Origin of the sequence: Peteryoungia algae (assembly GCF_030369675.1) — a bacterium.
Lineage (GTDB): Bacteria > Pseudomonadota > Alphaproteobacteria > Rhizobiales > Rhizobiaceae > Allorhizobium > Allorhizobium algae.
Window position 1 is genome coordinate 2,802,880 of sequence record NZ_CP128477.1, and the last position, 13,285, is coordinate 2,816,164.

14 protein-coding genes are annotated in these 13,285 nt (G+C 62.7%); 13 read left to right on the forward strand and 1 reads right to left on the reverse strand.

The genetic code is table 11. The features are described from left to right. Window positions 1-16: 16 nt before the first annotated feature. Window positions 17-928, forward strand: a complete 912-nt coding sequence (gluQRS, locus tag QTL56_RS13305; protein WP_229575001.1) for a tRNA glutamyl-Q(34) synthetase GluQRS — start codon at window positions 17-19, stop codon at window positions 926-928. Here the strand turns inward: gluQRS and QTL56_RS13310 are convergent. Next, a complete protein-coding gene (locus tag QTL56_RS13310; RefSeq protein WP_229575002.1) occupies window positions 899-1,792 on the reverse strand; it encodes a YihY/virulence factor BrkB family protein in 894 nt (297 codons plus the stop codon). The genes gluQRS and QTL56_RS13310 overlap by 30 nt on opposite strands. 91 nt (window positions 1,793-1,883) lie before the next feature. Here QTL56_RS13310 and QTL56_RS13315 point away from each other — a divergent pair, with 91 nt between their 5' ends. From QTL56_RS13315 to QTL56_RS13370, 12 genes are all read left to right on the forward strand, one after another. Then, a complete protein-coding gene (locus tag QTL56_RS13315; RefSeq protein ID WP_245137453.1) occupies window positions 1,884-2,708 on the forward strand; it encodes an SDR family oxidoreductase in 825 nt (274 codons plus the stop codon). Between the two features lie 30 nt (window positions 2,709-2,738). Beyond that, complete coding sequence (locus tag QTL56_RS13320; RefSeq protein WP_229575004.1) at window positions 2,739-2,936, forward strand: twin transmembrane helix small protein; 198 nt, start codon at window positions 2,739-2,741, stop codon at window positions 2,934-2,936. Between the two features lie 4 nt (window positions 2,937-2,940). After that, a complete protein-coding gene (locus QTL56_RS13325) occupies window positions 2,941-3,519 on the forward strand; it encodes a cob(I)yrinic acid a,c-diamide adenosyltransferase (RefSeq protein ID WP_229575005.1) in 579 nt (192 codons plus the stop codon). 1,210 nt (window positions 3,520-4,729) lie between these two features. Then, window positions 4,730-5,011, forward strand: a complete 282-nt coding sequence (locus QTL56_RS13330) for a GIY-YIG nuclease family protein (RefSeq protein ID WP_245137452.1) — start codon at window positions 4,730-4,732, stop codon at window positions 5,009-5,011. Between the two features lie 469 nt (window positions 5,012-5,480). Further along, complete coding sequence (locus QTL56_RS13335) at window positions 5,481-6,326, forward strand: rhomboid family intramembrane serine protease (protein WP_245137451.1); 846 nt, start codon at window positions 5,481-5,483, stop codon at window positions 6,324-6,326. A gap of 174 nt (window positions 6,327-6,500) precedes the next feature. Next, window positions 6,501-7,250: an electron transfer flavoprotein subunit beta/FixA family protein gene (locus tag QTL56_RS13340; protein ID WP_054149923.1), complete on the forward strand. Its 750-nt coding sequence runs from the start codon at window positions 6,501-6,503 to the stop codon at window positions 7,248-7,250. A 148-nt stretch (window positions 7,251-7,398) separates the two neighbouring features. Then, complete coding sequence (locus QTL56_RS13345) at window positions 7,399-8,328, forward strand: electron transfer flavoprotein subunit alpha/FixB family protein (protein ID WP_229575008.1); 930 nt, start codon at window positions 7,399-7,401, stop codon at window positions 8,326-8,328. Window positions 8,329-8,454: 126 nt separating this feature from the next. Continuing rightward, a complete protein-coding gene (locus tag QTL56_RS13350; protein ID WP_229575009.1) occupies window positions 8,455-9,336 on the forward strand; it encodes a 3-hydroxybutyryl-CoA dehydrogenase in 882 nt (293 codons plus the stop codon). A gap of 142 nt (window positions 9,337-9,478) precedes the next feature. Next, entirely contained in the window at window positions 9,479-10,462 is a 984-nt protein-coding gene (gene cysP / locus QTL56_RS13355) for a thiosulfate ABC transporter substrate-binding protein CysP (RefSeq protein ID WP_245137450.1), read from the forward strand. Window positions 10,463-10,530: 68 nt separating this feature from the next. After that, window positions 10,531-11,352, forward strand: a complete 822-nt coding sequence (gene cysT, locus QTL56_RS13360) for a sulfate ABC transporter permease subunit CysT (RefSeq protein ID WP_229575011.1) — start codon at window positions 10,531-10,533, stop codon at window positions 11,350-11,352. 3 nt (window positions 11,353-11,355) lie between these two features. After that, entirely contained in the window at window positions 11,356-12,246 is an 891-nt protein-coding gene (cysW, locus tag QTL56_RS13365) for a sulfate ABC transporter permease subunit CysW (protein WP_245137449.1), read from the forward strand. Then, a complete protein-coding gene (locus tag QTL56_RS13370; protein WP_245137448.1) occupies window positions 12,243-13,265 on the forward strand; it encodes a sulfate/molybdate ABC transporter ATP-binding protein in 1,023 nt (340 codons plus the stop codon). Before cysW ends, QTL56_RS13370 begins: the two co-directional genes overlap by 4 nt. Window positions 13,266-13,285 lie beyond the last annotated feature (20 nt).

The window sequence follows — 13,285 nt, forward strand, 5'->3', positions numbered from 1 at the left end:
TCCTCATTCCACTCTCATGCGAAGGAAAAGCATGACCGAACCGTCTCGTCAAACCGTGGGCCACGATGCCCCCGTCTTTCGCTTCGCGCCGAGCCCCAATGGGCGCTTGCATCTCGGCCATGCGCTCTCGGCCCTCTTGAACGCTGACATGGCCGAAAAAATGGGCGGCCGCCTCTTGCTGCGCATAGAGGATATCGACCTTGCCCGCTGCAGCAGGGAACTCGAACAGGCCGTTTTCGACGATCTTGCCTGGCTCGGGATCCCCTTTGAAACCCCTGCCCGCCGCCAATCGGAGCATTTTCCGCTTTACCGGGAAGCGCTCGACCGATTGCAGGCCATGGGCCTCATCTATCCCGCCTTCCTCTCGCGCGGCGAGGTGAAGGCCCGCGTCTCGGCCCATGAGCGCGAGGGCGCCATCTGGCCGCGAGATCCTGACGGTGCACCGCTCTATCCGACAGAGGAGCGCTTCCTCTCCGAGGCTGAGAGAACTGAAAGACTGGCGACCACAGAGCGCCATGCCTGGCGGCTCGACATCGACAAGGCACGCGCCCTCGTTGGCAAACGGCTCACCTGGGAGGAAACCGGCGACGGGCCGCGGGGGGAGATCGAAGCCGACCCGGCCGCCTGGGGGGATGTCGTGCTCTGGCGCTCCGATGCGCCGGCGAGTTACCATCTGGCCGTCACCGTGGACGATGCGGCCCAAGGGGTGACCCATGTCGTGCGCGGTCTCGACCTCTTCCACGCAACCTCCGTGCACCGCCTCTTGCAGGCCCTGCTCGGCCTGCCGACACCGGTCTATCACCACCACCGACTGATATCGGGGCCTGACGGCCGCAAACTGTCGAAGAGCCTCGGGGATACCGCACTGGCAGCGCTCTGGGCCGAAGGGCGGACGCCGTCAGATATCCGCGCCATGGTCGGGATTTGAGATCCCGCCCGCAGGCCCGCCCTTCACCGGCACCACTCGGAATTTGAGCAGGGCCGCATTGAACTCCGCCCCGATGATGAAGATCGCACCGACCATGTAGAGGAAGACCAGCACGATCATGATCGAGGCGAGACCGGCATAGGTCGCGGCGTAGTTGGCGAATGAGGCGAGGTAGTAGGCAAAGAGCAGCGCCCCGACGAGCCAGAGCGCCAGTGTCAGCAGCACGCCGGGCAGCACATCGATCAGCCGCCTGCGGCCGTCGGGCAGGCCGAGATGAAACACGACAAGCGTGACAACCAGGAAGGCCACCGTGCCGTAGATTCGCCAGTTGGCGACGGTGGCGAGAAAGTTTTTCAGAAAGGGAAAGAGCCTTTCCGCATAGGCGAGTGCCACGGGCACCGCAACCAGAAGAGCGCTGATGGCCGCCAGCACCACGACCGCCGCCAGGACGAAGCCGAGGCTCATCAGGCGGGTGATGTACCAGGGTCGCGTCTCGGCGACCCGGTAGGCGCGGTTGAGCGAAACCCTGAGTGCCTCCACCCCGTTCGAGGCGAAATACGCCGCCGCCAGCACTGAAATGGTCAACAGGCCGCCGCGGGGAATGGTCAGCACCTCGACGACCTGGTCTGACAACGGCTTGGCGATCGTTTCCGGCCAGGTGTCGAAGATCAGATGCACTGCCGTCTCGGCGAACTGGTCAGCACCGAGGAAGCTTGCGAGCGCGGTGCCGAAGATCAGGAAGGGGAAGAGCGCGAGAATGGCCGACAGTGCCACATGGCTCGCCATGGCCCAGCCGTCGTCCTCGGTGAAGTGCCAGAACGCATCGAAACCGACCTTGTAGAGCATACGCAGGAAAGTCGGCATCAAGTCTCCTCGGAATACACGCACGATTGCAGGCTGCGGCCGAATATGGGAAACCGATCGCCATTTGTACAGGAAAGACGAGGTATAGCCTGTGAAGAGCATCATCGTCACCGGCTGTTCGTCCGGCATTGGCGCCTATTGTGCAGAGGCCCTGAAGGGCGACGGCTGGCGGGTTTTTGCGACCGTGCGCAAGCGGGAGGACCTCGCGGCTCTGGAAGCCAGAGGACTTGAGGCGCTGCTCATGGATTATACCGATCCTGGCAGCATCGAGGCGCTCGTGGCGACCGTCTTCGAGCGAACCGGTGGGCGGCTCGATGCCCTCTTCAACAATGGCGCCTATGGCCAGCCGGGCGCGGTGGAGGATCTGCCGACGGACGCGCTCAGGGCCCAGTTCGAAACCAATCTCTTCGGCTGGCACGACCTCACCCGCCGGGTGATCCCGGCGATGCGGGCGCAAGGGTCGGGTCGCATCGTGCAATGCTCCTCGATCCTCGGCATCATCCCCTATCGCTGGCGCGGCGCTTACACCGCCTCGAAATTCGCGCTGGAAGGCCTGTCGCTGACGCTGCGGATGGAGCTTGAAGGCTCCGGTGTGCAGGTGAGCCTGATCGAGCCCGGCCCGATAGAGAGCCGCTTCACCGCCAATGCGCTCACCCATATCCGCCAGGCCATCGATCTCGAAAACTCCGTGCATGCCCAGGAGTACCGCCGGCAGTTGGCGCGACTTGATGGCACAGGCCCCGTGAACCGCCACAAACTCGGGCCGGATGCCGTCTACAAAGTCCTCACCCATGCCTTGACCGCCCGGCGCGCCCGCCCACATTATCTCGTGACCAAGCCGGCCAGGCAGGGGGCCTTCATCAAGCGCTGGCTGCCGGCCGACCTCTTCTATCGATTGATGCGCTCGCTGGACTGACCGGCGACGAACAAAGGTTCTTCCATCGCAATGTCCACATTCACCTATGTCCTCGCCATCATCGTCATGGGGCTCGTCGCTCTCGTTCTCGTCCGGGGGCTCTTCAACATGCTGAAGGGCGGAGACGGCAACACGTCGAACAAGCTCATGCAGGCACGCATCGTTCTGCAGGCGATCGCGCTTGCGCTGATCATGCTGACGCTCTGGCTGACCGGCGGCGGACGGTAAACTTATGGTCAAGCTCAACAAGATCTACACGCGCACCGGCGATGACGGCACCACGGCGCTGGTCACCGGCCCGCGCCGCCTGAAACACGACCTGCGCGTCGACGCCTATGGCACGATCGACGAGACCAATTCGGCGATCGGCATTGCCCGGCTCCATACGGCTGACATGCCCGAGCTCGACACCATGCTGATGCGCATCCAGAACGATCTCTTCGACCTCGGCGCCGATCTGGCCGCCCCGGAAACCGGCGAAGTGCTCTCCTACGAGCCGCTCCGCGTCATCGAGGCCCAGGTCGACCGGATCGAAAAGGAAATCGACCAGCTGAACGCCGACCTCGACCCGCTCAAATCCTTCATCCTGCCCGGTGGTACGCCCGCCGCCGCCTATCTGCACCTCGCCCGCACCACCTCGCGTAGGGCGGAGCGCATCATGGTCGAACTGTCGCGCTTCGAGGGCGAGGATGTTGGCGAGCCGGCGCTGAAATATGTGAACCGGCTGTCGGACTTTCTATTCGTCGCGGCACGCCATGCGAATGATGGCGGCAAGGCGGATATTCTCTGGGTGCCGGGGAAGAACAGGTAAGAGTCGACAGATCTCCCCTTGCGGGAGAGGTTGCAAAATCGAGGGCTGTGCCCGATCAGGGCTCGATCTCAGATTTTGCTGGTGAGGGGATCGACGTTGCGGGCACGACGAACGGCTTCCCTCACTGGCGATTTCTAATGTCCAGGCGGCCTACGCTCGCCTGATTCATCGAAATCGCTTTCTTCCCCACCAAGGGAGAGATGGGCTCCGCACTGGCGGCCCGCGCTCCCCAGGCTCCAGAAACTAAACTGTCAAAAAACCCAAGCTTCGCCGCCGGTCGGGATCGCTCCCTCCGGCTGGGCTGAAACTTTCCTCGGGTTGAACCCGAGGATCGGACGAGGCGCCAGAAGCAACCTGTCTAAGTAAGTAATGTGGCTCCTTCCGGCGCCCCGTTCGGCGTCTTGTCCCGCTGCATGCGTCTCTCTGGCAAGGCGGCGACGGTCCTTGGTCCTCGGGTCAGGCCCGAGGATGACCGAGGAATGACCGGGCGCGGGTCCGGCTTTGGCAGAGTCCTCCCGAAGAAGTGTCTGCCATAGCCTGGCCGGTGGCCCGGGAGGTTCCCGCCGGATGGTGCACCAATCCGACCGGGACCCTCGCCCGGGGGATGCTGGCTTTGGTCATTTGCGACCTCACCGTCATCCCCGCCGTTTTGTCCGCCCCCGCCGCCGGTCAAGTTCGCGACGGCGTGGGCGCCTTGTATGTGTGCCTCTGAGGCACGTCCTTCCGATCAGGGGTTTCAGGTTTTGGGGCGCATCCGACCCCATCGCCCTCATCAAGCCCTTCGTCCGGAGGGAGACCGTTACAGCGGGCCGGGGTCTTGCACCTGCGACAGTGCTCCTCCTCGGCGCCGGCCCCGCCTCGCCTGACATCGCATCGTCAGGTGTATCCGAGGGCGGGACAGGGAGGAGTCTACGAGGGTGGAAATGGGCGGGGATGAAAAAACATGTGCGACATTGATTCCGTTGGGAAATGTCTCGAATTCATCCCCCTTTTTTTGCGAAATGAAGCGCTTTAGTTACCCATAGACCTCGGAAGGCTTGTGTTTGGATCCTCGGGTCAAGCCCGAGGATGACGGAGTGTGAGGGGAGAGACTGGTATCCTCCTCTCCGGTTTTTCACCGCACAACGGCTGATGAGCATACCCCTACATCCCCTAGAGGTCGTCATCCTCGGGCTTGACCCGAGGATCCAGTCACAAGCACACTGCACGCATGGCGGGCTATGTCTGCATCGTCACCAACCACAAATGCGACACCCTCTATATCGGTATAACCTCCGATCTGGAGCGGCGGATCTACGAGCATCGGGAGGGCCAGACCCCGGGCTTTGCGTCCAGATATGGCTGCCGGCAAATGGTCTGGTATGAGGAGCACGACTGCATCGGCACGGCGATCCAGCGGGAGAAGTCGCTGAAGCGCTGGTATCGGCAGTGGAAGATCGAGCTGATCGAGGGGTTCAATCCCGATTGGCGGGATTTGTATTATGAGTTGTGAAAGCGTGCTTTCCGCTGCCGTTTAAGGGCTTGTGCATGGATCCTCGGGTCAAGCCCGAGGATGACGGAGGTTAGGGGGAGGGAAATGGTATTCTCCTCAGGACTCGTGCAATTGGGAACGGTAGAGGAATACCTGCGGCTTCCCACCCGGCGCCATCCTCGGTTCGGATTTCACCGAGGATGACCCGAGGATCCAGACGCAAGCCTCGGGATGCCCGATCAGGGCCAAACCTTGAGATTTCGCAAGAGGTAGTCGCCGAGGGAACCGTGCCCCTCTGCAGGAAAATCTGAAGCTTAGGCAGCTTGCGCTGACCTCAAGCCTTCGATCTTCCGTCCTCCCCCGCGCATGGGGGGAGGTTCGGTGCCGACCAGGCCGTACCCGCCGCTAACACCGCAACTCCCCCTGTCCCCGCACTCCATCCTGCGCTAGCATCCGTCCACCCAACCCCGGCCAAACCCGACGAGGCGCGATGTTCATTCCCCTGCATGACCGAAACGCGCTCAAACATATTCGCAAGCAATATGTGACGCTGGGGCTGATCCTCGCCAATGTCGTGACCCATGCGCTGGCGATGCTTGCGCCGGAGGCGCTTTACGAGATCGGGGTCTATGGCATGGGCTTCATCCCGGCCGTTGCCTTCAACATCGCCGAACTCGATCCGCGGCTGGTGCTGGTGCCGGATAGTGCAACCTACATCACCTATTCCTTCCTGCATGGCAGCTGGCTGCATCTGGGCTCGAACATGCTCTTCCTCTGGGTCTTCGGCGACAATGTCGAAGATGCCATGGGGCACTTCAAGTTCCTGTTCTTCTACCTCGCCTGCGCCGCAGCCGGCGCGCTCGTGCATGGGCTGGTTCTGCCCGTGAGCCAGGCGCCGTTGATCGGCGCGTCCGGCGCCGTGTCGGGGGTGGTTGCCGCCTATCTGATGCTGCATCCGAAGGTGCGCGTCTGGGTGCTGGTCTTCATGCGGTTTCCCCTGCCGCTGCCGGCCTTCATCCCGCTCCTCTTCTGGGTCGGGCAACAATTCGTCATGCTGGTGATCGACGGCAACAGCAATGTTTCCTGGGGTGCCCATGTCGGCGGCATCCTGGCGGGCGCCGTGCTGGTGCTCTTTTTGCGACGTCCAGGCGTGCCGCTCTTCGATCGCGCGATCGTCACGCCCAAGGCTGTGGAACATGAAGCCCCGTCCGTCGATGCCGGAACGGGAGGTCCCTGGGGTACACCCGCCTCTGCCTCGCGGGCCCGGCAGGAGGAAAAACCGCCGGAAACCGGGAGCCGGACGCCCACACGCCCCGTCACCCACTGGGGACGATGACAAGAGGTCGCGGCCTCGGCATATTGACGTGCACGTCAACGTCAATTATTGCTGTCGGCCAAACGGTATCGATCGTTGTGTTTGGGGAAAAAATGCGTATCGATGTCGCCAATCGACAAACGGGGAAGCGCACATGAGCGCATTTTCCGGCGGAAGCTTTGAAGAGAGGAACCCATGAAGATACTCGTCCCAGTCAAGCGGGTTGTGGATTACAACGTCAAGATCCGCGTCAAGCCTGATGGTTCCGGCGTCGAGCTGGCCAACGTCAAGATGTCCATGAACCCCTTCGACGAGATCTCCGTCGAGGAGGCTCTGCGCCTGAAGGAAGCCGGCAAGGCGGAGGAAGTGGTGATCGTCTCGATCGGCCCTGCCAAGGCCGAGGAAACCATCCGTACCGCGCTCGCCATGGGCGCTGACCGCGGCATCCTGATCGAAACAGACGAAGCCGTCGAGCCGCTCGCTGTCGCCAAGCTGCTGAAGGGCGTGGTCGAAGCGGAAGCTCCGGGCCTCGTGATCGTCGGCAAGCAGGCGATCGACGACGATTCGAACCAGACCGGCCAGATGCTGGCAGCACTCCTCGGCTGGGGACAGGCGACCTTTGCCTCCAAGCTGGAACTCGGTGCCGACAAGGCAACCGTGACCCGCGAAGTCGACGGCGGTCTGCAGACCATCGACGTGAAACTGCCGGCGATCGTCACCACCGACCTGCGCCTGAACGAGCCGCGTTATGCCTCGCTGCCGAACATCATGAAGGCGAAGAAGAAGCCGCTCGACAAGAAGGCTCCGGCCGATTTCGGCGTCGACGTTGCCCCGCGCCTGAAGGTTCTGAAGACCGAGGAGCCGGGTGGCCGCAAGGCAGGCATCAAGGTGAAGAGCGTCGCCGAACTGGTCGACAAGCTCAAGAACGAAGCCGGCGTGCTTTAATGAAATCCGTGAGGCCCGCCTGCAAAGGGCGGGTCGCTGCGCTTCCGGTGCTCACGTACGTGAAGTACGCGTCCCTCCGGTTCTCGCACCCCGCGCTTTTCGGCTCGGCCTGACGGATTTCCACGGAAACCTATTCGAGGATTGAACCATGGCTATTCTTCTTCTCGCAGAACACGACAACGCGACCGTCTCCGAACAGACCGCGAAGGCGCTGACGGCCGCCACCAAGATCGGTGGCGACGTGCATGTGCTGGTCGCCGGTTCCGGCGCAAAGGCTGCCGCCGATGCGGCTGCAAAGCTCTCGGGCGTCTCCAAGGTGCTGCTGGCTGACGACGCGTCGCTCGGCAACAACCTGGCAGAGCCGCTGGCGGCTCTCATCGTTTCGCTCGCCGGCTCCTATGACACGATCGTCACGGCTGCGACCTCGGTCGGCAAGAACGTCATGCCGCGCGTGGCCGCGCTCCTCGACGTCATGCAGGTGTCGGAAATCACCGAGGTCGTCTCCGCCGACACGTTCAAGCGGCCGATCTATGCCGGCAACGCCATCCAGACCGTCCAGTCGACCGATGCCAAGAAGGTGATCACGGTGCGCACCGCGTCCTTCACTGCCGCCGGTGACGGTGGTTCGGCGGCGGTCGAGACAATCCCGGCGGCTGCGAACCCTGGCGTCTCCACCCATGTTTCCGACGCTCTCTCGTCGTCGGACCGTCCGGAACTCGCCTCTGCCAAGATCATCATTTCAGGTGGTCGTGCCCTTGGCTCCTCGGAGAAATTCCAGGAAGTGATCCTGCCCGTCGCCGACAAGCTGGGCGCTGCCGTCGGCGCGTCCCGCGCGGCCGTCGATGCCGGCTACGCACCGAACGACTGGCAGGTCGGCCAGACCGGCAAGGTCGTCGCCCCGCAGCTCTACATCGCCTGCGGCATCTCGGGCGCCATCCAGCACCTCGCCGGTATGAAGGATTCGAAAGTCATCGTCGCAATCAACAAGGACGAGGAAGCGCCGATCTTCCAGGTCGCCGATTACGGCCTCGTCGCCGACATTTTTGAAGCCCTGCCGGAGCTCGAGAAGGCGCTCTGAGCGCCATCTCGCAGTTGCGAAAGGACTGGTCAAAGACCCCTTTGCGGTCTATCAATCAGCCGGGTCCGCGATAAGCGGGTCCGGCATATTTGCGGGTGAAGACTGGAACGGGTGAGGAGCGAGACGATGACGGACAAGATCAGCAATGTGGGTGTCGTGGGTGCCGGCCAGATGGGCTGCGGCATCGCACAGGTCTCCGCCGCCGCCGGCTACAGGGTCACGATCTACGATCTCTCCAAGGAGCGGATCGAGGCGGGTCTCGCCACCATCAACGGCAACCTCGCCCGCCAGGTGACCAACGGCAAGATGACGGACGAGGACCGCAAGGCCGCCCTCGCGCTGATTTCCGGCAGCTCCGACGTCAACGACCTCGCTCCGTCGGATCTCGTCATCGAGGCCGCGACCGAGGACGAAACGGTCAAGCGCAAGATCTTCGCGGCCCTCTGCCCGGTGCTGAAGCCCGAGGCGCTGATCGCGACCAACACCTCGTCGCTCTCGATTACACGTCTCGCCTCGGCCACCGACCGGCCGGAGCGTTTCATGGGCATCCACTTCATGAACCCCGTGCCGGTCATGAAGCTCGTCGAGCTGGTGCGCGGCATCGCGACCGACGAGACGACTTTCAAGACAGCCAAGGAGTTCGTCTCCTCGCTCGACAAGACGATCACGGTGGCGGAAGATTTTCCCGCCTTCATCGTCAACCGCATCCTGCTGCCGATGATCAACGAGGCAATTTATACGCTTTACGAAGGTGTCGGCTCGGTGGAAGCCATCGACACGGCCATGAAGCTCGGCGCCAACCACCCGATGGGCCCGCTGCAGCTTGCCGATTTCATCGGCCTCGATACGTGTCTTTCGATCATGCAGGTGCTGCATGAGGGTCTGTCGGATTCGAAGTACCGACCCTGCCCGTTGCTGGTCAAATATGTCGAGGCCGGCTGGCTCGGTCGCAAGTCCGGCCGCGGCTTCTACGACTATCGCGGCGAAGTGCCGATTCCGACCCGCTGACGGACCATTCCGGCGGGGCACGATCCGACGGAAAGATATTTGCCCCTCGGGGTAATCATTGGTCGGCCATTCCTCGGAAGTGCTGAACCGACACTCTAGTTTGCGGGCTCGATACCGATCCCGCATTCCGGAGCTCAAGTTCATGAAACGCCTTCTCCTCGTCAGCGCAGCGCTCGCCGCCCTCTCTCTGCCGGTTTCGGCCGGCGCCGCCGACAAGCTGCTCAACGCTTCCTATGACATTGCCCGCGAGATCTTCGCCGCGGAGAACGAGGCCTTCATCAAGGCCAATCCGGGCGTGACGATCGACCAGTCGCATGGCGGCACCTCCAAGCAGGCGCGCGCGATTGTCGAGGGTCTGGAAGCCGACGTCGTGACCTTCAACCAGGTGACCGACATCGAGTTTCTCGTGAAGAACGGCTTCGTCTCCGAAGACTGGAAGAACGAGTTCCCCAACAGCGCCTCGCCCTTCTATTCCTTCCCGTCCTTCCTGGTTCGCGCCGGCAATCCGAAAAACATCAAGGATTGGGACGACCTCGCCCGCGATGACGTCAAGGTGATCTTCCCCAACCCGAAGACATCCGGCAATGCCCGCTACACCTATCTGGCGGCAACGGCCTATGCGAAGGAGAAATTCGCAGGCGACGAGGCCAAGGTGACGGAATTCGTCGACAAGATCTTCGACAACGTGCCGGTCTTCGACACCGGCGGTCGCGCCGCAACGACCACCTTCGTCGAGCGCGAGACCGGCGACGTGATCATCACCTTTGAAGCCGAGACCAAGTCGATCGCCAAGCAGTATGGCGAGGACAAGTTCCAGCAGGTGGTGCCGTCGGTGAGCCTGCTCGCAGAATTCCCGGTGGCGATCGTCGACAAGGTTGCCGATGCCAAGGGAAGCCAGGCGCTTGCCAAGACGTATCTCGACTTCCTCTACTCGCCGGAAGGCCAGAAGATCGCCGCCGATTTCGGTCACCGCGTTCATGACGAGGCGGTTGCCGCCGAATACAAGGACCAGTTCCCCGAAATCCGTCTCGTCACTGTCGAGGATATCTTCGGCGGCTGGGACAAGGTCTCCAAGGAGCACTTTGCCGAAGGTGGCATCCTTGATGGGATCTATGGCAGCCGCTAAGGACGGCCTCCGATCAAATCCAGGACCGGCGGATTCTCCGCCGGTTTTCTCATGAAAGGACGACACCGTTGAAACGCCGCGTACTGCCCGGCTTCAGACTGTCCCTCGGGATCACCCTGGTCTATGCCGCGATCATCATTCTCTTGCCGCTCGCGGCCCTGATCTTCAAGGCGGCGAGCCTTGGACCATCGGACTACTGGCGTATCGTCTCCTCCGAGCGCGCCGTGGCGAGCTATGTCGTGACGGTCGGCTCGGCCCTGATCGCGACCCTGTTCAACCTTGTCTTCGGCCTGGCGCTCGCCTGGGTTCTGGTGCGCTATCGGTTTCCCGGGCGCCGCATTGTCGACGCCCTCGTCGACCTGCCCTTTGCCCTGCCAACGGCGGTTGCCGGCATTTCGCTGACGACGCTGTTTGCCTCGAACGGCTGGTTCGGTTCGGCGCTCGGCGAAATTGGCATCAAGGTCGCCTATACGCCGCTCGGCATCATGGTCGCCATGGCCTTTACCAGCCTGCCCTTCATCGTGCGCACGGTGCAGCCGGTGCTGGAAGAGCTTGACCCGGCGCTCGAAGAGGCCGGCCAGACCTTGGGCTCCAGTGACGTGTCGATTTTCCGCCGTGTGATCCTGCCGCTGCTGACGCCCGCCCTTCTCGCCGGCACCTCGCTGGCCTTTGCCCGCAGCCTGGGCGAATTCGGCGCAATCATCTTCATCGCCGGCAACCAGCCTTTCTCGACCGAGATCACGGCGCTTCTCGCCTTCATCCGGCTTGAGGAATACGACTATCCGGCGTCTGCCGCGATCGCCTCTGTCATGCTGATCGCCGCCTTCGTCATGCTGGCTGTCACCAACTACCTGCAGGCCCGCGCGCTGCGCTACACGGTGAAAGGCTGAGCAATGAGCCATGTCACGACCACACGACGCCCGCCCCGTGTCGGCGATGCGCCCATCTTCAAATACACCCTGATCGGCCTGGTCCTGCTGCTGGTGGCCTTTTTCATCGTCGCACCGCTGGCGGTCATTGGCATCCAGGCGTTTTCCAAGGGGCTTCCCTATTTCCTCCAGACGATCGCAGACGCCGATACCCGCCATGCGATAGGACTGACGGTCCTGACGGCCCTGATCGCGGTGCCGCTGAACACCATCTTCGGGGTGGCGGCCGCCTGGGCGATCACCAAACACGATTTTCGCGGCAGGCGGATATTGACCATCCTGATCGAGATCCCCTTCTCGGTCTCGCCGGTCGTGGCAGGCGTCGCCTATCTCTTCGTCTATGGCCTGCAGGGCATTTTCGGCCCCGCCCTCGACAGTGCCGGCCTGAAGATTCTCTTCGCCCTGCCGGGCATCGTGCTCGCCTCGATGTTCGTCACGGCACCCTTCGTGGCACGCGAACTGATCCCGCTGATGCAGGCGCAAGGGCGCGATCTCGAGGAAGCGGCCACCTCGCTTGGCGCGGGCGGTTTGCGCACCTTCATGTCGGTGACGCTGCCCAACATCAAATGGGCCATGCTCTACGGCGTCGTGCTCTGCAATGCCCGCGTCATGGGTGAATTCGGCGCCGTGTCGATCGTGTCGGGCAATATTCGCGGCCAGACCAATACGCTGCCGCTGCATATCGAACTGCTGTACCAGGACTACAATGCCGTCGGCGCATTCGCGGCCGCCTCGATCCTCGCCGCTCTGGCCCTTGTCACGCTCGTGGCCAAGGTTCTGCTCGAACGCCAGGGGGCAGGACGCCGGAACCGTCCCGCCACGCTTGCCGGCAATACTTCGGAGATGAATTCGTGAACATTCGCCTCGACACGGTCGTCAAGACCTTCGAAACCTTCCGCGCCGTGCATGGCGTCTCGCTCGACATCAAGAGCGGCGAACTGGTGGCATTGCTCGGTCCCTCGGGTTCCGGCAAGACGACCATTTTGCGCATGGTGGCCGGCCTGGAATTCGCCGATGGTGGCCAGATCCATTTTGGCGAAGAGAATGCGACGGACATTCCAGTGCGCGACCGCGGCGTCGGCTTCGTCTTCCAGCATTATGCGCTCTTCCCGCACATGACGGTGGCGGAAAACATCGCCTTCGGCATGAAGGTATCGAAGGTCAAGCGGTCAACCGCCGACATCGACAAGCGCGTCGATGAACTGCTGGCCCTCGTGCAGCTTGCCGGTTTGGGTGAGCGCTTCCCGGGCCAGATCTCCGGCGGCCAGCGGCAGCGCGTGGCACTTGCCCGGGCACTCGCCGTCGATCCGCGCGTTCTGCTGCTCGACGAGCCCTTCGGCGCGCTGGACGCCAATGTCCGTCGCGACCTGCGCCGCTGGTTGCGCTCCATCCATGACGAGCTTGGCATCACCACCCTCTTCGTCACCCATGACCAGGAAGAGGCCCTCGACCTCGCCGATCGCGTGGTCATCCTCGACAAGGGCAAGATCGTTCAGCAGGGCACGCCGGAAGAGGTCTGCCGCCAGCCCGCCAATGCCTTCGTGATGCGTTTCCTCGGCGACACAAACGCACTGAAAGCCACGGTTGCGGCTGGCAAGGCAAAGGTCGATGCCATGGTTTATGCGGCCGACGGCCTGCATGATGGGCCGGCGGAACTTCTGTTTCGTCCGACCGACGTCGAATGGAGCAACGACCCTTCCAAAGGTGTGGGCGCAACCATTCTGCGCGTCCTCGACCGTCCGGGCTCGAAACGGGTACTGTCCAGGACCACCGACGGGACCGTCATCGAATTCGACGTCGCGCCGGAATTTTCAGCCACGATGGGCCAGTCGGGCTTCATCGAGATCCTGCGACCACGACTTTTTCAAGATTGAGACGCTGACCGGACCGGAAG

Bases quoted from the DNA above. Each gene is read 5' to 3' on its own strand.
- gluQRS (WP_229575001.1), top strand. From the start codon at position 17: ATGCGAAGGAAAAGCATGACCGAACCGTCTCGTCAAACCGTGGGCCAC.
- QTL56_RS13310 (WP_229575002.1), bottom strand. From the start codon at position 1,792: ATGCCGACTTTCCTGCGTATGCTCTACAAGGTCGGTTTCGATGCGTTC.
- QTL56_RS13320 (WP_229575004.1), top strand. From the start codon at position 2,739: ATGTCCACATTCACCTATGTCCTCGCCATCATCGTCATGGGGCTCGTC.
- QTL56_RS13325 (WP_229575005.1), top strand. From the start codon at position 2,941: ATGGTCAAGCTCAACAAGATCTACACGCGCACCGGCGATGACGGCACC.
- QTL56_RS13330 (WP_245137452.1), top strand. From the start codon at position 4,730: ATGGCGGGCTATGTCTGCATCGTCACCAACCACAAATGCGACACCCTC.
- QTL56_RS13335 (WP_245137451.1), top strand. From the start codon at position 5,481: ATGTTCATTCCCCTGCATGACCGAAACGCGCTCAAACATATTCGCAAG.
- QTL56_RS13340 (WP_054149923.1), top strand. From the start codon at position 6,501: ATGAAGATACTCGTCCCAGTCAAGCGGGTTGTGGATTACAACGTCAAG.
- QTL56_RS13345 (WP_229575008.1), top strand. From the start codon at position 7,399: ATGGCTATTCTTCTTCTCGCAGAACACGACAACGCGACCGTCTCCGAA.
- QTL56_RS13350 (WP_229575009.1), top strand. From the start codon at position 8,455: ATGACGGACAAGATCAGCAATGTGGGTGTCGTGGGTGCCGGCCAGATG.
- cysP (WP_245137450.1), top strand. From the start codon at position 9,479: ATGAAACGCCTTCTCCTCGTCAGCGCAGCGCTCGCCGCCCTCTCTCTG.
- cysW (WP_245137449.1), top strand. From the start codon at position 11,356: ATGAGCCATGTCACGACCACACGACGCCCGCCCCGTGTCGGCGATGCG.